The sequence below is a fragment of the Pseudomonas sp. B8(2017) genome, from assembly GCF_002113575.1.
Lineage (GTDB): Bacteria > Pseudomonadota > Gammaproteobacteria > Pseudomonadales > Pseudomonadaceae > Aquipseudomonas > Aquipseudomonas putida_Z.
Genome location: NZ_NEIO01000001.1, coordinates 534324 through 554183 on the forward strand (window position 1 = coordinate 534324; position 19860 = coordinate 554183).

18 protein-coding genes and 1 riboswitch are annotated in these 19860 nt (G+C 64.9%); of the genes, 12 read left to right on the plus strand and 6 right to left on the minus strand.

The features are described from left to right. Positions 1-69: 69 nt before the first annotated feature. Positions 70-1491, plus strand: a complete 1422-nt coding sequence (gene hldE / locus CAG22_RS02450; RefSeq protein ID WP_061550410.1) for a bifunctional D-glycero-beta-D-manno-heptose-7-phosphate kinase/D-glycero-beta-D-manno-heptose 1-phosphate adenylyltransferase HldE — start codon at positions 70-72, stop codon at positions 1489-1491. A 133-nt stretch (positions 1492-1624) separates the two neighbouring features. On the opposite strand, the gene CAG22_RS02455 is transcribed toward hldE, so the two are convergent. The 4 genes from CAG22_RS02455 to CAG22_RS02470 all read right to left on the minus strand — a co-directional run bounded on the left by CAG22_RS02455 (position 1625) and on the right by CAG22_RS02470 (position 5122). Beyond that, positions 1625-2593 carry a metal ABC transporter ATPase gene (locus tag CAG22_RS02455; RefSeq protein ID WP_075046548.1) on the minus strand — a complete coding sequence of 323 codons (969 nt, stop codon included), beginning with the start codon at positions 2591-2593 and terminating at the stop codon, positions 1625-1627. 50 nt (positions 2594-2643) lie between these two features. Next, the gene (locus CAG22_RS02460; RefSeq protein WP_085704264.1) at positions 2644-3456 is read right to left on the minus strand and encodes an aldo/keto reductase; all 813 of its coding nucleotides are present in this window, start codon (positions 3454-3456) and stop codon (positions 2644-2646) included. Beyond that, complete coding sequence (locus tag CAG22_RS02465) at positions 3453-4628, minus strand: FAD-binding oxidoreductase (RefSeq protein ID WP_085704266.1); 1176 nt, start codon at positions 4626-4628, stop codon at positions 3453-3455. Before CAG22_RS02465 ends, CAG22_RS02460 begins: the two co-directional genes overlap by 4 nt. 161 nt (positions 4629-4789) lie before the next feature. Beyond that, positions 4790-5122 (minus strand): multidrug efflux SMR transporter, encoded by a 333-nt coding sequence (locus CAG22_RS02470; protein WP_085587883.1) that lies wholly within the window; start codon positions 5120-5122, stop codon positions 4790-4792. Positions 5123-5209: 87 nt separating this feature from the next. On the opposite strand from CAG22_RS02470, the gene CAG22_RS02475 reads away from it, so the two are divergent. Beyond that, positions 5210-6100 (plus strand): LysR family transcriptional regulator, encoded by an 891-nt coding sequence (locus CAG22_RS02475; RefSeq protein ID WP_025340850.1) that lies wholly within the window; start codon positions 5210-5212, stop codon positions 6098-6100. 11 nt (positions 6101-6111) lie between these two features. Beyond that, positions 6112-7383, plus strand: a complete 1272-nt coding sequence (gene waaA / locus CAG22_RS02480; RefSeq protein ID WP_085704268.1) for a lipid IV(A) 3-deoxy-D-manno-octulosonic acid transferase — start codon at positions 6112-6114, stop codon at positions 7381-7383. A 152-nt stretch (positions 7384-7535) separates the two neighbouring features. Here the strand turns inward: waaA and CAG22_RS02485 are convergent, their stop codons facing one another. Next, positions 7536-8972, minus strand: a complete 1437-nt coding sequence (locus tag CAG22_RS02485) for a TolC family outer membrane protein (protein WP_085704270.1) — start codon at positions 8970-8972, stop codon at positions 7536-7538. A 160-nt stretch (positions 8973-9132) separates the two neighbouring features. Then, a riboswitch (TPP riboswitch) is annotated at positions 9133-9239 on the plus strand. Between the two features lie 155 nt (positions 9240-9394). On the opposite strand from CAG22_RS02485, the gene thiC reads away from it, so the two are divergent. Beyond that, entirely contained in the window at positions 9395-11275 is a 1881-nt protein-coding gene (thiC, locus tag CAG22_RS02490; protein ID WP_025340847.1) for a phosphomethylpyrimidine synthase ThiC, read from the plus strand. A gap of 165 nt (positions 11276-11440) precedes the next feature. Further along, the gene (gene cytX, locus CAG22_RS02495) at positions 11441-12724 is read left to right on the plus strand and encodes a putative hydroxymethylpyrimidine transporter CytX (protein ID WP_085691374.1); all 1284 of its coding nucleotides are present in this window, start codon (positions 11441-11443) and stop codon (positions 12722-12724) included. Here the strand turns inward: cytX and CAG22_RS02500 are convergent. Further along, positions 12693-13439 (minus strand): RsiV family protein, encoded by a 747-nt coding sequence (locus CAG22_RS02500; RefSeq protein ID WP_085704272.1) that lies wholly within the window; start codon positions 13437-13439, stop codon positions 12693-12695. The two genes, cytX and CAG22_RS02500, sit on opposite strands and share 32 nt — an antisense overlap. 185 nt (positions 13440-13624) lie before the next feature. On the opposite strand from CAG22_RS02500, the gene CAG22_RS02505 reads away from it, so the two are divergent. The 7 genes from CAG22_RS02505 (at position 13625) to CAG22_RS02535 (ending at position 19859) form a co-directional block, all read left to right on the plus strand. Then, entirely contained in the window at positions 13625-14242 is a 618-nt protein-coding gene (locus CAG22_RS02505; RefSeq protein ID WP_085614742.1) for an NUDIX domain-containing protein, read from the plus strand. Further along, entirely contained in the window at positions 14233-14685 is a 453-nt protein-coding gene (locus tag CAG22_RS02510; protein WP_016501905.1) for a DUF1249 domain-containing protein, read from the plus strand. The genes CAG22_RS02505 and CAG22_RS02510 overlap by 10 nt, the downstream gene beginning before the upstream one ends. Positions 14686-14770: 85 nt before the next feature. Further along, complete coding sequence (gene cpdA / locus CAG22_RS02515) at positions 14771-15571, plus strand: 3',5'-cyclic-AMP phosphodiesterase (RefSeq protein WP_085691373.1); 801 nt, start codon at positions 14771-14773, stop codon at positions 15569-15571. Between the two features lie 241 nt (positions 15572-15812). Beyond that, complete coding sequence (locus CAG22_RS02520) at positions 15813-16421, plus strand: YqiA/YcfP family alpha/beta fold hydrolase (RefSeq protein ID WP_085691372.1); 609 nt, start codon at positions 15813-15815, stop codon at positions 16419-16421. 35 nt (positions 16422-16456) lie between these two features. After that, positions 16457-18361, plus strand: a complete 1905-nt coding sequence (gene parE, locus CAG22_RS02525) for a DNA topoisomerase IV subunit B (protein WP_015272020.1) — start codon at positions 16457-16459, stop codon at positions 18359-18361. Further along, positions 18358-19344, plus strand: a complete 987-nt coding sequence (locus tag CAG22_RS02530; protein WP_085587897.1) for an esterase-like activity of phytase family protein — start codon at positions 18358-18360, stop codon at positions 19342-19344. The genes parE and CAG22_RS02530 overlap by 4 nt, the downstream gene beginning before the upstream one ends. After that, complete coding sequence (locus tag CAG22_RS02535) at positions 19341-19859, plus strand: TIGR02281 family clan AA aspartic protease (RefSeq protein ID WP_025340840.1); 519 nt, start codon at positions 19341-19343, stop codon at positions 19857-19859. Before CAG22_RS02530 ends, CAG22_RS02535 begins: the two co-directional genes overlap by 4 nt. Position 19860 lies beyond the last annotated feature (1 nt).

Genomic DNA, 19860 nt, shown 5'->3' on the forward strand with positions numbered 1-19860 from the left:
GGCCATAAAGCCGTCGTCTACCCTGTGCTAATATCCTGCCCCTGTTCATTATTTCCATATGGGTTGCCCATGAAGTTGTCCATGCCGCGTTTCGATCAAGCCCCGGTACTGGTGGTCGGCGATGTCATGCTCGACCGCTACTGGCATGGCGGTACTTCGCGTATCTCGCCTGAAGCGCCAGTCCCGGTGGTCAAGGTCGATCAGATCGAGGATCGCCCCGGCGGCGCGGCCAACGTTGCCTTGAACATCGCCGCCCTGGGCGCGCCGGCTTCGCTGATTGGCGTCACCGGCCAGGACGAGGCCGCCGACAGCCTGGCCAACAGCCTGCAGGCTGCAGGCGTGCGCTCGGTGTTCCAGCGCATCGCGCACCAGCCGACCATCGTCAAGCTGCGGGTCATGAGCCGTCACCAGCAGTTGCTGCGCATCGATTTCGAAGAACCGTTCGCCACCGACCCGCTGTCGCTGGGCGCAGAGGTCGACAGCCTGCTCGAGGGCGTCAAGGTGCTGGTCCTGTCCGACTACGGCAAGGGCGCACTGAAAAACCACCAGAGCCTGATCCAGGCGGCGCGGGCCAAGGGCATTCCGGTGCTGGCCGACCCCAAGGGCAAGGACTTTTCCATCTACCGGGGCGCCAGCCTGATCACCCCCAACCTCAGCGAGTTCGAGACCATCGTCGGCCGTTGCGCCGATGAGGCCGAGCTGGTCGCCAAGGGCCTGCAGCTGCTGCAGGACCTGGACCTTGGCGCCTTGCTGGTGACCCGTGGCGAGCACGGCATGACCCTGCTGCGCGTCGGCCAGCCGGCGCTGCACCTGCCGGCGCGGGCGCGTGAAGTGTTCGATGTGACCGGTGCCGGTGATACCGTCATCTCCACCCTCGCCGCGGCCATCGCTGCCGGCGAGGACCTGCCCCACGCCGTGGCCCTGGCCAACCTGGCGGCGGGCATCGTGGTCGGCAAGCTGGGTACGGCTGCGATCAGCGCCCCCGAGCTGCGCCGGGCGATCCAGCGTGAGGAAGGCTCCGAGCGCGGCGTGCTGGGCCTGGAGCAACTGCTGCTGGCCATCGACGACGCGCGGGCGCACAAAGAGAAGATCGTCTTCACCAACGGCTGCTTCGACATCCTGCATGCCGGGCATGTCACCTACCTGGAGCAGGCGCGGGCCCAGGGCGATCGCCTTATCGTCGCGGTCAACGACGATGCCTCGGTCAGCCGCCTGAAAGGGCCGGGCCGGCCGATCAACAGCGTCGACCGGCGCATGGCCGTACTGGCCGGGCTGGGGGCAGTGGACTGGGTCATCAGCTTCCCCGAGGGCACGCCGGAGAACCTGCTGAGCCAGGTCAAGCCGGACGTGCTGGTCAAGGGTGGCGACTATGGCATCGACCAGGTGGTGGGTGCCGATATCGTCAAGGCCTATGGCGGTACCGTGAAGGTGCTGGGGCTGGTCGAGAACAGCTCGACCACGGCGATCGTCGAGAAGATTCGCAAGAACTGAGAAAGCTGGGGCCGCTTTGCGGCCCAATCGCCGGCAAGCCAGCTCCCACCCCGACCGCGCTGCTCTCAAGGCCTGTGCAGTACCTGTGGGAGCTGGCTTGCCGGCGATTGGGCTGCAAAGCAGCCCCAGGATGTCACTTGTGCAATGAGGTCCGCGCCCGCTCCAGCAGTTCCCGCGCCTTGTCGCCAAACCGCTGCAGGTGCGATGCCCGCACCGGCTTGTTCTCCACCAACCCCTGCTGCTTCACCCAATCCTTCCAGCGCACCCGCTCGTCCGTGACCACCCAGCCCTCCTGCCTTGCAAAACTTTCGGCCAGGTACAGCCCGCGCGTGCTCGCCGGCACCAGTTCATCCTTCTTTACCGTATACAGTTCAGCCAGTGGCTGGCCGTCCTTCAATGGCATCAGGTACAGGTCTGGCCGTTTGCGGTTTAGCCGCGCCACCAGTTGGTCGCCCTCCAGCCGCTCATCAACGTGGAACAGGCTGAGCTTCTTGGCGTCCCGGGGTACCTGCAGGCGCATGTCGTAGATCAGTTGCAGCGAGGCGGTGGGCAGGTGCACATACGCCCGTGGCCGTTCCAGCAGCATCAGCTTGCCGCAGTGCACCGGGCGCGCGGCACCGGACTCCGGGGCCAGCACGAAGTGCGGGGTTTCGCGGTAGTGCAGGGCGGCAGCGTAGGGCACCGGCAACCAGGTGTCGTTGAAGCGCCCGCCCAGCCAGCCTTCCGGGGTTTCCAGCAGGCATTCCTCGGCCACTTCCTGCACGGCCGTGTGCAATGGCAGGTTCAGCTCCTGCGCCGGCACATAGCCGGAAATCAGTTTCAGCACCACGTCGCCACGGTCTTGCCGGCGCTGACGTACCAGCACCCAATAATCGCGGTTCTGCCAATGCAGGGTCAGCCGCACCGACACGCCCAGGTTGGCCAGTTCGATCACGAAGCGCTGCACGTCGGGCAACTGGATGGCCTTGCGCCGTTGTTGGATCTGGGCAAAGTTCAGCGGCATGCCGATGCTCTGGTAGATCAGCCCTTCGGGCGTGGCCTCGACATGCAGCGGCAGTGTCTTGAAGTTGCTCGGGTTCTTGCGGATCAGCGTTCGCGCCACGAGGCTCCTCCTTGCGTCGGGTCAGTCCAGGCCCGTGGGCCTGGGGCAACTCAATGCTGGCCCAGGATACGGGCGACGGTGGCCACGTTGTGGGCCAGGTGCAACGGATTGATGGTGCCGACGATAGCACTGCTGACGCCGGGGTGTGCGAACAGCAGCTCGAAGCTGGCCCGCACCGGGTCAACGCCCGGGGCCAGGCAGATATGCCCGCTGGCCAGGGCCTTCTTCACCAGGATGGCCTTGCCGTGTTCGGCAGCGTAGTCCAGCACCGGGCGTTCTGCCTGTTCGTTGAGGTTGTAGGTGACCATGGCGCAGTCGCCTTGCTCCAGCGCCTTCAGGCCGCCGGCGACGGTCTTGCCGGATAGGCCGAAGCCGAGGATCTTGCCCTCCTGCTTGAGCTCGGCAAGGGTCTGGTAGACCTCCTGCTGTTCCAGGATCGCCAGGTCGTTGCCGTCGGAATGCACCAGCACCAGCTCGATGCGGTCGGTTTCCAGGCGTCGCAGGCTGCGCTCCACCGAGCGGCGGGTGTGGGCGGCGCTGAAATCGAAGTGTGATTGGCCATTGTCGAATTCTTCGCCAACCTTGCTGACGATCACCCATTCATCGCGCTGGCCGCGCAGCAGCGGGCCCAGGCGCTCTTCGCTGCGGCCGTAGGCCGGGGCGGTGTCGATCAGGTTGATGCCCAGCTCGCGGGCCTGGGCCAGCAGCAGGCGGGCTTCGTCATCGCCGGGGATGGTGAAGCCGGTGGGGTACTTCACGCCTTGGTCGCGGCCCAGCTTGACCGTGCCCAGGCCCAGCGGCGAAACCTTGAAACCGGTGCTGCCCAAGGGGCGATGGAAGTCGTGCAGGGTCGGCAGGCTCATGGCAGCAGTTGCTCCCAGGCCGGTACGCCCAACGGTGGGCGTGGCAGGTCGGCCAGGTCGGCCTGCGCCTGTGGGCGGATACCGTCGCGCTCCAGGTGGCTGATGACTCGGTCGCTGAAGTCCGGTGCCAGGGCCAGCTTGGTCGGCCAGCCGACCAGCAGGCGTTGCTGGTCGGCGAGGAAGGCGTTGTCCGGGCGTACCAGGCCCGATTGCGCCGGTTCCGCACGGTTGACCCGCAGGGTGGCCCAGCGCACCTGGCTCTGGTCGACCCATGGCAGCAGGCTGGCGATCTCTTTCTGTGCCGCGGCGATTTGCGCAGCCGGCTCGCGGGCAACGCCTTCGGCTTCGGCCAGGTCGCCGCCCAGGTACCAGACCCACTGGCCATCGGCGGCGGGGTGGGTGGTAACCGTCACCCGTGGCTTTGGCCCGCCACCCAGGCAATGGGCGTAAAGCGGTTTCAGGTTGGCACCCTTGGCCATCACCATATGTAGCGGGCGTGTCTGCATGGCTGGCTGGTTCAGGCCCAGGGCATGCAGCAGCTCTTCGGTGCCGGCGCCGGCGCTGAGCACGATGCGCTGTGCGCGGATGTCGCGCCCGTCGACGCGCAGGCCGACCAGGTCGTCGCCCTCGCGCAGTGGCTCGATGCGCTCACCGGCCAGCAGGCTGTCGCCTGCCAGTTCGGCCAGGTTGGCCAGCAGGCTGGGTACGTCGATGACCAGTTCGGCCAGGCGATAGACCTTGCCCTTGAAGGCGCGGTCCTGCAGCGCCGGCGGCAGTTGCTCGCCCTTCACCTGATCGACCCGGCCGCGCACGGCCTTGCTGGCGAAGAAGCTGGTGAGGTTGCCGGCCAGGGTGCCTGGTGACCACAGGTAGTGGGCGTCGGACAGCAGGCGGGTGCGGGTCAGGTCCAGCTCACCGCTGCCGCTCAGCGCTTCGCGCCAGCGTCGCGGCATGTCGGCGATGGCTTCCGAGGCGCCGGTCAGGGCACCGTGCAGGGCGTACTTGGTGCCGCCATGGATGATGCCCTGGGACTTGATGGTCTGCTCGCCGCCAAGGCTGGCGCGTTCCACCAGTACTGTCGAGTAGCCCAGCCGGCGCAGGCGGGCATTGAGCCAGAGGCCTGCGACCCCGGCGCCGACGATCAGCACGTCAGTGGAAATGGCGGATGGCATGGCGGTACCTCGAAGACTGGGACAGCTGGCAAGTATACAGGGTATACCTGTGATGGCCCTATCGCCGGCAAGCCAGCTCCCACAGGGATGGCGTTGACCCTGCGGCCTGTATCAACTCTGTGGGAGCTGGCTTGCCGGCGATAGGGCCCGTACAGGCTGCCTCAATGCCCAGCCGTCCTTGAAAACAGCTGAATCACCACCACCCCACCCACGATCATGGCCATCCCCAGCATCGCTGGCACATCCAGCTTCTGCCCATAGATCACCAGCGCCGCCACACTGATCAGTACAATCCCCAGCCCCGACCAGATGGCATAGGCGATCCCCACCGGAATGCTGCGCACCACCAGGGTCAGCATCCAGAACGCAATGCCATAGCCAACCACCATCAGCAGCAACGGCAAGGGTGTGCTCAAGCCTTTCACCGCTTTCATGGAAGCGGTGGCGATGACTTCGGCGCAGATGGCGATGGCGAGGTAGGTGTAGGCATTCATGGCGGGATCCTCCGGTAACTGGTCGGGCATTCTAGACGTAACCTGGATGGGGTAAAGTCATTACCTATCAATATTGGAGATAGGTCGATGGCCGAGCAGTGGAACCTTGAACAGTTGCGTACCTTCCTGCGCGTTGCAGAACTACGCTCGTTCTCTGCCGTGGCCCGCGAGCAGCGCAAGGCCCAGTCGGCGATCAGCAGCGCGATCGCCCTGCTCGAAACCGACCTGGGGGTCACCTTGTTCGAGCGCAGCAGTGGCCGACAACCCAAGCTGACCGAGAACGGCAGCGCCCTGCTGGAAGATGCCCGCGAACTGTTGCGCCAGTGCGAGCGCCTGGATGGTCGTGCGTTGGCGCTGATGCGCGGGCAGGAGGCCTTGTTGCGGGTCGCCCAGGACGAAGCCATGCCCTACCAGCCGGTCATCGACAGCCTCGACGAGCTGGCCAGCCGCTACCCATTCCTGGAGGTGCAGCTGGCCAGCGGTGCCCAGGGCGATGTGGCGCGCAAGCTGGTGGAGCGGCGCGCCGATCTTGGCCTTTTCTTCCACCACGAGAGCATCCCGGCCTCGCTGGAGCGGCGCGCCCTGGGCAGTGTGGAAATGGTCACGGTGTGCGCGGTCGGTCACCCGCTTGCCGGCGAAGGCCGGGTTACCCGGCAGCAATTGGCGCGTCACCGACAATTGCTGATTGCCCCGCAGCAAAGCGGCTACCCCGGCGGCGAAGCGATCAGCCCGCAGGTATGGCGCGCCGACAGCTTCTACGCCATGGCCGAACTGCTGATGCGCGGCCTGGGCTGGGCCTGGCTGCCGCGGCACGTGGTGCAGTATCCGACCTACCAGGCGCACATGGTCGAACTGGACAGCGAGTGGCGGCCACCGGCCTTGGTGGTGGAACTGGCCTGGCGCCGCGACGAGCCACTGGGGCCTGCCGCGCAGTGGCTGGCCGAGCGCTTTGCGGTGCACCTGCGCGCGATCGGGTAAACTCCGCGGCCATGAACAGAACTCTCTATACCTTGTTGTTTCACCTGGGCCTGCCGCTGGTTGCGCTGCGCCTGTACCTGCGCGCGCGCAAGGCGCCGGCCTATGGCCAACGCATCGGCGAGCGCTTTGCTTTCAGGCTGCCGGCCATGCGCCGGGGCGGCATCTGGGTACACGCGGTATCGGTGGGCGAGAGCATTGCGGCGGCACCGATGGTGCGCGCCTTGCTCAAGGCCTACCCGGAATTGCCAATCACGCTTACCTGCATGACCCCCACCGGTTCAGAGCGTATTCGCGCCATGTTCGCCGACGAACCTCGCGTGCAGCATTGCTACCTGCCCTACGACCTGCCTTGGGCGGCAGGGCGCTTTCTCGACCATGTGCAGCCGAAGCTGGGCATCATCATGGAAACCGAGCTGTGGCCCAACCACATCCACCAGTGTGCGAAGCGCGGCATTCCAGTAGCGCTGGCCAACGCACGCTTGTCTGAGCGCTCGGCCCGTGGCTATGGGCGCTTTGCCGGGCTGACCCGGCCGATGCTGGCCGAGATGAGCCTGATTGCCGTGCAGACCGAAACCGAGGCCCAGCGTTTTCGTGACCTGGGCGCGCGTCCGGAGTGCGTGCAGGTCACCGGTTCGATCAAGTTCGACCTGAAGATCGATGAGCAACTGTTGCCGCGTGCCAAGGCATTGCGTGAACAGTGGGGGGCCGAACAGCGCCCGGTGTGGATCGCCGCCAGCACCCACGAAGGTGAAGATGCGTTGATCCTGCAGGCACATCGGCAATTGTTGCAGGTGCATGGTGATGCCCTGCTGATCCTGGTGCCGCGCCACCCCGAGCGATTCGCAGCGGTGCATACGCTGTGCAGCGAACAGTTCACCACCGTGCGGCGCTCTGCCGGCACGCCGGTCGATGCGCAGACTCGCGTATTGCTCGGCGATACCATGGGCGAACTGCTGTTCCTCTATGCCCTGGGCGACATTGCCTTCGTCGGTGGCAGCCTGGTGGCGACCGGCGGGCACAACCCGCTGGAGCCCGCGGCGCTGGCCTTGCCGGTGCTGATGGGGCCGCATGTGTTCAACTTCCTCGAAATCAGCGCGATGCTGCGCGAGGCGGGGGCGTTGCAGCAGGTGGACGATGCCGACGGGCTGGCCGAAGCAGTGCGGCGGCTGGTCGAGTTGCCGCAGGACGCGCAGCGCATGGGCGAGGCGGGCAGGGCGGTAATGCGGGCCAATCAGGGCGCGTTGCAGCGCTTGCTCGATGGCCTGGGTGCACTTATCCGCTGAGTTCTGTGTTGGGTTTTCTGGCCTCATCGCCGGCAAGCCAGCTCCCACAGGTACTGCACAAGGCTTAAGGCCAGTGCAGAACCTGTGGGAGCTGGCTTGCCGGCGATGAGGCCATCAAAAGCAACCCACCCTGCGGAAAATCCACCTCTATCTCAGGGGCGACGCTCGAAGTTCTTCGCCGCTGCAGCCGCCAGGTCCGGCGGCAGGAAGTCCTTGTCCGGGTTGTAGTCTGGCTTCAGGTACCGCTTGAGGTCCTGCAGGTCCTGCGGGCTCAAGGTGCCGGCCGCCTGTTTCAGGCTCAGGTTGTCGAGGATGTAGTCATAGCGGCTGTTGTTGTAATCGCGTACCGAGGTGTACAGCTGACGTTGGGCGTCAAGCACGTCGACGATATTGCGGGTACCCACCTGGTAGCCGATCTCGGTGGCTTCCAGCGCGCTCTGGTTGGAGATGATCGACTGCTTGCGCGCCTGCACCTGTTCCACGTCGGTGTTTACCGCGCGGTGCAGGTTGCGGGTGTTTTCCACCACCTGGCGGCGCAGGCTTTCACGCTGCTGCTCGCTCTGGCTCAGGCGCTGGTAGGCCTCGCGCACCTGCGAACTGGTCAGGCCGCCGCTGTAGATCGGGATGTTCAACTGCAGGCCGATGCTGGTCTGCTCGACGTCGCCGCTATAGCGCGAAACAGGGGCCGGTGCGGGGTTGGTGAAACCGAAGTTGTCGTTGTCACCCTTCTGGTACTTGGCAACTGCGTCCAGGGTCGGCGCGTGGCCGGCCTTGCGCTGGCGCAGGGTTTCCTCGGCAGCGACGACCGCGTGGTTGGTGGCCAGCAGGTTGAGGTTCTGGCGCCCGGCGGTTTCGACCCAGGCCTTGGCGTCGTTGGGCGTAGGGACCTGCACCGGCAAGGTATGGACCACGCCTTGAATCGATGTGTATTCCCGGTTGGTCAGGGTCACCAGGGCCTCGAAGGCATCCTGTACCTGGCGCTCGGCAATGATCCGGTTGGCCCGCGCCGTGTCGTAGCTGGCCTGGGATTGCAGCACGTCGGTCTTGTCGGAGAGGCCGACGTCGAATCGTTCGTTGGACTGGTCCAGCTGGCGCTTGAAGGCAGCTTCCTCGGCCTTGGTCGCGGCCAGGTTGTCCTGGGCACGGAGCACGGCGAAGTAATTCTGCGCGGTTTGCAGGATCAGGGTTTGTTCGGTCGCCGACAGCTCCAGCGCCGCCTGTTCGTTGACCGCCTCGGCCGCCTGCAACTGGAACCAGCGGTCAGCGCGGAAGATAGGTTGCGCCAGGGTCGCGCTCCAGGTATTGCCGCTGCGGTTGCTGGTGGCCGATGGTTCGTCCAGCTTGGTGCGGGTGTTCAGCATTTCGGCACCGGCCGAAAGGTTGGGCAGCAACCCGGCGCGAGCCTGCGGTACCACTTCACGGCGGGCGCCGTAATCGGCGCGGGCCGCAGCCAGGTCAGCGTTGTTGTCGACCGCTTCCTGATAGACGCTGACCAGGTCGGTTTTCACTGTAGTGGGCACGTCCGCTGCCCAGACCACTCCGTTGGACGCACAAGACACGGCTATTGCCAGTGAGAGTTTGCGCAGCATAGGGGCAATCCTTGTACGAAATTTAATTACTGAACTGTTGAGTATCGAGCGATGGGCCAGTGTAGTGCCATGCGCACCCGGCAACAATCGCTCGGGGTGCCTTTCATCATCCGCGCATTTACCTGCTTGGCTTTGCCGACCACTCCAGTCTAGACTGCGCATGTTCTTGTCGGGGTGCCTTGAAGCAAAGGCTGAGATCGCAAAGTTGCGGATCCCGTTGAACCTGATCAGGTTAGCGCCTGCGTAGGGAACAAGATTGCTCGCCTTCCCGGGGAGCCTCTTGTGCCAGGTCCGGGAATGTCGCAGCTGCATGCAGCTTCAGGCACCCCCCATATCCGGCACTGCACCCATCAAGGGTGCGTCCGCGCCTTTCAGGTTCACCCCGACATTCCACTGCTAGGAAGCCGTCTGGAGAGCCTGTGATGACCAAACAAGAAAAAGCGATCAACCTCAGCGAATCGGCACAAGTCGATCAGCAGTCCGTGCAACCGTTCCCGCGTTCGCGCAAGGTGTATGTCGAAGGCTCGCGCCCGGACATCCGCGTGCCCATGCGTGAAATCAGCCTGGACGACACCCCGACCGATTTCGGTGGCGAGTCCAATGCCCCGGTGCTGGTCTACGATACTTCCGGCCCGTACACCGACCCCAACGTTGTCATCGACGTGCGCAAGGGCCTGGCCGACGTGCGTTCGGCGTGGATCGAGGCACGCGGTGACACCGAGCGCCTGGCCGGCCTGAGCTCCGACTTCGGCCAGCAGCGCCTGAACGATGCCGAACTGGCCAAGCTGCGTTTCGCCCACGTGCGCAACCCGCGCCGTGCCAAGGCGGGCGCCAACGTCTCGCAGATGCACTATGCCCGTCAGGGCATCATCACCGCCGAGATGGAATACGTGGCCATCCGCGAAAACATGAAGCTGCAAGAGGCACGCGCCGCCGGCCTGCTCGACGAGCAGCACGCCGGCCACAGCTTCGGGGCCAACATCCCGAAAGAAATCACCCCCGAGTTCGTTCGCCAGGAAATCGCCCGTGGCCGCGCGATCATCCCTGCCAACATCAACCACCCGGAAGTGGAGCCGATGATCATCGGCCGCAACTTCCTGGTGAAGATCAACGGCAACATCGGCAACAGCGCCCTGGGTTCCTCGATCGAGGAAGAAGTGGCCAAGCTGACCTGGGGCATCCGCTGGGGTTCGGACACGGTCATGGACCTGTCCACCGGCAAGCACATTCACGAAACCCGTGAGTGGATCATCCGCAACTCGCCGGTGCCGATTGGTACCGTGCCGATCTACCAGGCCCTGGAAAAGGTCAACGGCGTGGCCGAAGACCTGACCTGGGAGCTGTTCCGCGACACCCTGATCGAGCAGGCCGAGCAGGGCGTGGACTACTTCACCATCCACGCCGGTGTACTGCTGCGCTATGTGCCGCTGACCGCCAAGCGCGTCACCGGTATCGTTAGCCGTGGTGGCTCGATCATGGCCAAGTGGTGCCTGGCGCACCACAAGGAAAACTTCCTGTACACCCACTTCGACGAAATCTGCGAAATCATGAAGGCCTACGACGTCAGCTTCTCGCTGGGCGACGGCCTGCGCCCCGGCTCGATTGCTGACGCCAACGATGCCGCGCAGTTCGGTGAGCTGGAAACCCTTGGCGAGCTGACCAAGATCGCCTGGAAGCACGACGTGCAGTGCATGATCGAAGGCCCCGGCCACGTGCCGATGCAGCTGATCAAGGAGAACATGGACAAGCAGCTGGAATGCTGCGACGAGGCGCCGTTCTACACCCTCGGCCCGCTGACCACCGATATCGCTCCTGGCTACGACCACATCACCTCGGGCATTGGTGCGGCGATGATCGGCTGGTTCGGTTGCGCCATGCTCTGCTACGTCACGCCCAAGGAGCACCTGGGCCTGCCGAACAAGGATGACGTGAAGACCGGCATCATCACCTACAAGATCGCCGCTCATGCCGCCGACCTTGCCAAGGGCCACCCGGGTGCGCAGATTCGTGACAACGCCTTGTCCAAGGCACGCTTCGAGTTCCGTTGGGAAGACCAGTTCAACCTCGGCCTGGACCCGGACACTGCCCGTGCCTACCACGACGAGACCCTGCCGAAGGAATCGGCCAAGGTCGCGCACTTCTGCTCGATGTGCGGGCCGAAGTTCTGCTCGATGAAGATCACCCAGGAAGTGCGCGAATACGCCGCCAAGATCGAAACCGTGGATGTGACGGTCGAGCAAGGCATGCGTGAGCAGGCCGAGCGGTTCCGCCAGGAAGGCAGCCAGCTGTATCACAAAGTCTAAGACCGCTGGGGCCGCTTTGCGGCCCTTTCGCGACGCAAGGCCGCTCCCACAGGGACCGCGCAAGGCTTGAGGCCAGCGCGGTTTTTGTGGGAGCGGCCTTGTGTCGCGATACGAGGACGAAGTCCTCGCCAGGAACACCAACAACATTGCCGGCGAGCGCCAACCATGACATCACCCAGCCAATTCTCCCCCGACCACCCGGTCCCCACCGCCCAGCGCATCTTCGGCGCCCGCGACCTGTTCTCGCTATGGTTCTCCCTCGGCATCGGCCTGATGGTGCTGCAGGTCGGCGCCATGCTGGCCCCTGGCCTGGGCCTTGCCGGCGCGGTGCTGGCTATCGCCCTGGGCACCGGTGTGGGTGTGCTGCTGCTGGGGGCTGCCGGTGTCATCGGCAGCGATACCGGCCTGTCGGCCATGGGCACACTGAAACTGAGCCTGGGCGGCCACGGCGCGCGCTTGCCGGCGCTGCTCAACCTGCTGCAACTGGTGGGCTGGGGCGCGTTCGAGATCATCGTCATGCGCGATGCCGCCAGCCTGCTGGGCGCGCGGGCGTTCGGCGAAGCCAGCGCCTGGAACAGTCCTGTGCTCTGGACCCTGTGCTTCGGCGCGCTGGCCACCCTGCTCGCGGTCGGTGGGCCGCTGGCGTTCGTACGCAAGGTGCTGCGCACCTGGGGCATCTGGCTGCTGCTGGGCGCTTGCCTGTGGCTGACCTGGAACCTGTTCGCCAAGGCCGACCTGGCGGCACTGTGGGACCGTGCCGGTGACGGTTCGATGTCGCTGGCCGTGGGCTTCGACATCGCCATCGCCATGCCGCTGTCCTGGTTGCCGCTGATCGCCGACTACTCGCGTTTTGCCCGTAACGGCAAACATGTATTCGGCGGTACGGTGCTGGGCTACTTCATCGGCAACACCTGGCTGATGAGCCTGGGCGTGGGCTACACCTTGGCCTTCGCCGGCAGTGGCGAAGCCAACGCTCTGCTGCTGGCCCTCGCGGGCGCCGGCATGGGCATTCCACTGCTGCTGATTCTGCTGGACGAGTCGGAAAAGGCTTTTGCCGACATTCACTCGGCGGCCGTTTCCACCGGCGTGCTGGTGCGCCTGAAGGTCGAGCACCTGGCGCTGGCCATTGGCGTGCTGTGCACGCTGATTGCCTTGCTGGCGCCACTGGCACAGTACGAGAACTTCCTGCTGCTGATCGGTTCGGTGTTTGCACCGCTGTTCGGTGTGGTATTGATGGACCATTACGTGATCCGTCGCCGCCGCTTGCCGGCACAGGTGCATGGCTTGCACTGGCAGGCACTGCTGGCCTGGGCGGTGGGCGTTGCCGCGTACCATCTGATCGCCGCGCAAGCGCCCGACCTGGGTGCGACCCTGCCGGCATTGCTGCTGGCAGGGCTACTGCACGGGCTGTTGAGCTTCAGCCGCGGCCGGGAAACAGTTCAGGCTTGAGCACGCCATTCAGGCGTGGGTACGGGATCTTCAATTCCACGTGGCCCATCGAGTAGGGCGCGATGGAATAGACCTCGTACTTGACCACCACCGCGCCGTACGTCAGGGCGACGTGCGGCGACTGCTTGAACGGCCAGGTCTTGATGAACTCGGCGTCCTTGTCCATGCCTACGCTGATCAGCCAGGCACGGTGCGACTCCTCGACGGTTTTCCAGAAGGTGTCTTCCTGGCCAGGCACCAGCATGTCCTGCAGGGTCAGCACCTTGTCCAGCTTGCGCGAATAGTTGATGAAACCACGCCCGGGCATGCCATGGGCGCCGCCGCTGTCCAGGTAGCTGGACAGTTCGATGATCACCAGTCCGTCATGCTGCTCGCGTACCTTGGCCTGCAGGTAGCTGCTGTTGCGCTTGTCGGCACTGGCCAGGTACTGCTGCTCGTAGGCTTGCAGGCTGGTCGGTGCGTTGCCGCGCTGGTTGTCTTCGGTCAGTTGCAGCAGGCGTTTCTCGACGATGCCATCGAGCTTGGGCAAGGCCGGGAAGTGGATCATGTCGATGTTCACCAGCGGGCAGTCGTTTTCGCTGCAGCCGGGTTTGACATGCTCCCAGGCATCACGCTTGACCTCGAGCGGCGCCCGGTAGTTGGGCGTGAACAGGCTTTGGCAGGCACCCAGGGCCAGGGCCAGCACAGCCACGGAAGTCAGTTTGACAAGTGTCATGAGGATCCTTGCAGAACAGGGAAAAGTCGGCCTTTGACCGTCTGCGCGGCCTTCAGTTCGCCACTAAGCTAACAGAGAGAAGGCGCGCTGTCCCGAGTGCGCGAACGGTTGCCGGAAAGGGATGAAACCGGCAGGCGTGCAGAGTAGGATGGCGCGATGCGGTATTCGAGGTAATGAGGATTTCCATGTCAGACGCGTTGAACTCAGTGCCCAAGGGCTTCGAAATCATCGAGCGGGCCAACTGCTTCCAGGGCTTTTACAAGCTCGACAAGCTACGCCTGCGCCACGAGTTGTTTGCCGGGGGCATGGGCCGCGAGATCAGCCGCGAACTGTTCGTGCGCCATGATGCGGTGTGCGTGCTGCCGTACGACCCGTTGCGCGATGAAGTGGTGCTGATCGAGCAGTTCCGCGTCGGTGCACTGGACAAGGTCGACAACCCCTGGCTGATCGAGATGGTGGCCGGGCTGATCGACAAGGACGAGCAACCCGAGGAAGTGGCCCATCGCGAAGCCGAAGAAGAAGCCGGCCTGACCTTCAGCGCCCTGTGGCCGATGACCCGTTACTTCCCGTCGCCCGGCGGCAGTGACGAATACGTTCACCTGTTCCTCGGCCGTTGCAGCAGCGAAGGTGCGGGCGGCCTGCATGGCCTGGAAGAAGAGGGTGAGGACATTCGCGTGCGCGTGTGGTCGTTCGAGGATGCCATGCAGGCGGTGCGCGACGGGCGCATCTGCAATGCGGCGACCATCATCGGCCTGCAATGGCTGGCGCTGAACCGTGATGAAGTACGAGGTATGTGGAAGTGAACCTGCTGCGCGAGCGTTATCGGGTCGACCTGGTCGGGCTGCAGGCAGCCTGCGAGGCCAACTACGCCCGGCTGATGCGCCTGTTGCCCGACATGCGCACCACCCAGAGTTCGCGCCGCATCGGCATGACCCAGGGCGACCAGATGCTTGGCGTGCTGGTGCTCGACGTGGTGCTGGCCTGCCCGTACACCACCACCCTGCACGTGCGCCAGGAGCACAGCCTGCCGTGGTTGCCGGTGCCGCACCTGGAAGTGCAGGTGTACCACGATGCGCGCATGGCCGAAGTGGTCAGTGCCGAACACACCCGGCGCCTGCGTAGCATCTACCCGTATCCGAACGAGGCCATGCACCAGCCGGACGAAAAGGCCCAGCTCAACCTGTTCCTCGGTGAATGGCTGAGCCACTGCCTGGCTTGTGGTCACGAACTGGCGAGCGTTCGCTGAAGTGTGACGCAGGTCGTTCGTGGGTGTTTGCTCGCACCCGTTGTGCAGCCATAATTCGCGCTGAATCCGTTCGAGGAGACGGCCGTTGCCGCAGCCAGACCAATCGCGCCCCGTGCATGTGGTGCAACTGACCGATGCCCACCTGTTCGCCGACCCGGCCGGCAGCATGCTGGGCCTCAATACCCGTGACAGCCTGCGCCATGTAGTGGCCCAGGTGCGGCGGGAGCAACCGCTTGTCGACCTGCTGCTGTGCACTGGTGACCTGTCCCAGGACGCCAGCGTGGCGTCCTATGAAGCATTCCGTGAGCTGACCGCACCGTTTGCCGTGCCCACCCGCTGGTTGCCTGGCAACCATGACGAGGCCCGAGTCATGGCGCAAGTGGCGCCGGAGCTGGTACAGGCGGTGACCGATATCGGTGCGTGGCGCATCGTCATGCTCAACACGGCCGTACCCGGGGCGACGCACGGGCTGTTGGAGGATGACCAGCTGGCAGTGCTGGAAACGGCCTTGCGAGAGGCGGGTGAACGGCATTGCCTGGTGTGCTTCCACCATCAGCCGGTGGATATCGGCTGTGCCTGGATTGCGCCGATCGGCTTGCGCAATGCCCAGGCGCTGTTCGATATCGTCGAGGGTTATCCACAGGTGCGGGCGCTGCTCTGGGGGCATGTGCACCAGGAATGGGATGAAGTGCGTGGCGGCCTGCGCCTGCTGGCTACGCCGTCTACCTGTATCCAGTTCGCGGCGCGTAGCGAGGATTTCAAGGTGAGCGAGGAGCAGCCTGGATACCGCTGGCTGCGCCTGCACGCCGACGGGCGGTTGGAGACCGGGGTGGAGCGGGCACTGGATTTCAAGGTGAAGCTCGACTTCGATAGCCCTGGTTATTGAAGATTTTGGGGCTGCTGCGCAGCCCTATCGCGACACAAGGCCGCTCCCACAGGAGATCGCGTACCCCTGTGGGAGCGGCCCTGTGTCGCGATAGGGGCGCAAAGCGCCCCCGGCACTCTCAAAGCTGTTGAAGAATTTGTTGCTAAAACCCCTGTGCGGCGCCAAAACCCGGCGAACGCGCTACACTGCGCGTCCCTGCGCCCATATCACCGGGCGCGAAGCCACAGATTCCGGGGGCAGCATGTCGGGTTCCATCCTCTATATCCATGGCTTCAACAGCTCGCCACTTTCGACCAAGGCGCGCCAACTCGAGGCCGTGATGCAGCAACTGGGCCTGTCGGCCCAACTGCGGGTGCCCGCTTTGCACCACCACCCACGGCAGGCCATCGCCCAGCTCGAAGCGGCCATCGCCGAGCTGGGCGCGCCACTGCTGGTGGGCAGTTCGCTCGGCGGCTACTATGCCACCTGTCTGGCCGAGCGCCACGGCCTCAAAGCCCTGCTGGTGAACCCGGCGGTAACACCGCACAAGCATTTCGACGGCTACCTGGGCACCCAGCACAATCACTACACCGGTGAAGCCTGGGAGCTGACCCACGATCACGTGCAGGCCCTGGCCGAGCTGGAAGTACCAGCCCCGGTGGACGCCAGCCGCTATCAAGTGTGGCTGCAGACCGCCGATGAAACCCTGGACTATCGCCACGCCGAGCGCTATTACCGTGCTTGTGCGCTGCGCATCCAGGCCGGTGGCGACCACAGCTTCCAGGGCTTCGCCGAGCGCCTGCCGGCACTGCTGGCCTTTGCCGGCATTGCCCCTGGGCAGTACGCAGCGCTCGATTTTTCTGTATTTTGACTTTTTTGCATTCACCAGACTGACGACGAGACCCTATGGCCACTCCCAGCGCTAGCGCCTATAACGCAGACGCCATCGAAGTCCTCTCGGGCCTTGACCCGGTCCGCAAGCGGCCGGGCATGTACACCGATACCAGCCGCCCCAACCACCTGGCCCAGGAAGTCATCGACAACAGTGTCGACGAAGCCCTGGCCGGTCACGCCCGTTCGGTGCAGGTCATCCTCCATGCCGACCACTCGCTGGAAGTCAGCGACGATGGCCGTGGCATGCCGGTGGACATCCACCCGGAAGAGGGCGTGTCCGGGGTCGAGCTGATCCTCACCAAGCTGCACGCCGGCGGCAAGTTCTCCAACAAGAACTACCAGTTCTCCGGTGGCCTTCACGGCGTGGGCATCTCGGTAGTAAACGCCCTGTCGACCCAGGTGCGCGTGCGCGTCAAACGTGACGGCAACGAATACCAGATGACCTTCGCCGATGGCTTCAAGGCCAGCGAGCTGGAAGTGGTCGGCTCGGTCGGCAAGCGCAACACCGGTACCAGCGTGTACTTCAGCCCCGACCCCAAGTACTTCGATTCGCCGAAGTTCTCCATCAGCCGCCTCAAGCACGTGCTCAAGGCCAAGGCCGTGCTGTGCCCGGGCCTGCTGGTCAGCTTCGAGGACAAGGCCAGCGGCGAGAAGGTCGAATGGCACTACGAGGACGGCCTGCGCTCCTACCTGGTCGATTCGGTCAACGAGTTCCAACGCCTGCCCGACGAGCCGTTCTGCGGCAGCCTGGCCGGTAACAAGGAGGCGGTGGACTGGGCCTTGCTGTGGCTGCCAGAAGGCGGCGACAGCATCCAGGAAAGCTACGTCAACCTGATCCCTACCGCCCAGGGCGGCACCCACGTCAATGGCCTGCGCCAGGGCCTGCTGGATGCCATGCGCGAATTCTGCGAGTTCCGCAACCTGCTGCCGCGCGGTGTGAAGCTGGCGCCGGAAGATGTCTGGGAACGCATCACCTTCGTGCTGTCGATGAAGATGCAGGACCCGCAGTTCTCCGGGCAGACCAAGGAGCGCCTGTCGTCGCGCGAGGCGGCTGCCTTCGTTTCCGGCGTGGTCAAGGACGCCTTCAGCCTGTGGCTCAACGCCCACCCCGAGCTGGGCATGCAACTGGCGGAGCTGGCCATCAGCAACGCCGGTCGCCGCCTGAAGGCCAGCAAGAAGGTCGAGCGCAAGCGCATCACCCAGGGCCCGGCACTCCCCGGCAAACTGGCCGATTGCGCCGGCCAGGATCCGATGCGCGCCGAACTTTTCCTGGTCGAGGGTGACTCGGCCGGTGGCTCGGCCAAGCAGGCACGCGACAAGGAATTCCAGGCGATCCTGCCGCTGCGCGGCAAGATCCTCAACACCTGGGAAGTGGACGGTGGTGAAGTCCTGGCCAGCCAGGAAGTGCACAACATCGCCGTGGCCATTGGCGTCGACCCGGGGGCCACTGACCTTGCGCAGCTGCGCTACGGCAAGATCTGCATCCTCGCCGACGCCGACTCCGACGGCCTGCACATCGCCACGCTGCTGTGCGCGCTGTTCGTCCAGCACTTCCGCGCGCTGGTCGAGGCCGGGCATGTGTACGTGGCCATGCCGCCGCTGTACCGCATCGACCTGGGCAAGGAAATCTACTACGCCCTCGACGAGGCCGAGCGCGACGGTATCCTCGATCGCCTGGTGGCCGAGAAGAAACGCGGCAAGCCACAGGTCACCCGCTTCAAGGGCCTGGGCGAGATGAACCCGCCACAGCTGCGCGAGACCACCATGGACCCGAACACCCGGCGCCTGGTGCAGCTGACCCTGGACGATGTGCAGGCCACCTGCGAGCTGATGGACAAGCTGCTGGCCAAGAAGCGCGCGGGTGACCGCAAGAGCTGGCTGGAAACCAAGGGTAACCTGGCCGAGGTCATGGTTTGATTCGGCGGCTTCTGGCTGCCTGCCTGGCGCTGGTTGCCCTGCCGAGCCTGGCGGGCAACTGGCCAGAGTTGAAGCTGAGCGCCGAGCACCCGATCGAAGGCATGCGCGGTGGCAACCTGTCTGGCCTGGTGGAATGCCGGGGCGGGCTGTGGGGCGTGTCCGACCGCGACGACGACCGTATCTACCGCTTCGACCAGCAAAACCCGACCTGGCGCGCGCAGCCGCTCACCTTCGCCCCGCCAGCGGTGCCGGAAAGTGGCTTGCCGTGGGGCCTGAAGTCGCGCAACTGGGCGGCGTCGTATATTCGTGGTGGCGAGCTGGATTTCGAAGGCATCAGCTGTGACCAGGCGGGTAACCTGTACCTGGTCAGCGAGGCGCATGCCGCGGTGCTGCAACTGCCGCTGGAAGGCGAAGCGGACTGGTTGAAGATCGACCCGGCCATGGTTCGTCAGGCCCGTGCCAGCGGCATGCTGCTGAACTTCAACGCCTTGTTCGAAGGCCTGGCGATCAACCCGGCGGGTGACCGCCTGTGGCTGGCCGCCGAGCGCGAGCGGCGGGGCCTGGTGGCCATCGAGCGCCAGCAATCGGTGTGGACCTGCGGCCGCAGCTGCGTGCTGCTGAGCGAGGCTGGCGTCGAAATGCAGCCGGCGCAGATGCCCAATGCCCAGGCACTGTCGCGCGACTTCGCTGACCTTGCCTGGTTCGAAGGCAAGCTGTTCACCCTCGAACGCAACGCCTACCGGGTCTGCCGTCGGGATACCGACAGTGGCAAGGTCGAGCGCTGCTGGTCGTTCGCTGCCGATGCCCTGGTCGAGTCGCGCCGCTATCAACAGCCGTTCGGCCTGGCCGAGGCCTTGGTGATCGATGCCAAGGGCGCCTGGATCGGTGTGGACAACAACAACGGCGCCCGCGCTGATGGCGAGGCACGCCCGATCGTCTGGCGCTTCGATGCGCCGGAAGGCGGATGGAGCGCCAAGCCATGAGTCAGGCGCCGGGCAAGCGGGCTGGCAAGGTATTGATGATCGTCGCCTGGGCGGCGGCGCTGTTCCTTGCCACGCGTTTCTTCGGCCAATGGGAAGACAGCCAGCGCAACCCCAATGCCCAGGTGCAGTCGTCGCATGGCGAAGGCTTTATCGAGGTGCGCCTGCTGGGCAACGGCCAGGGCCACTTCGTGATGGATGGCGCGATCAACGGCCAGGTGGTGCACTTCATGCTCGACACCGGTGCCACCGACGTGGCCATCCCCGAGGCGCTGGGCCGCGAGCTGGGCCTGGAGCGTGGCAGCCCGGTGCAGCTCAGTACCGCCAACGGCCGTACCGAAGGCTACCGCACGCGCCTGGCCAGCCTGCAGCTGGGGGATATCCGCCTGCAGGACGTACGCGCCATCGTGGTGCCGGGCCTGGATGGGCAGACCGTATTGCTGGGCATGAGTGCCCTGAAACAACTTGAATTTACCCAGCGCGGCGGCACCATGCTGCTGCGCCAGAACCTGAAATGAC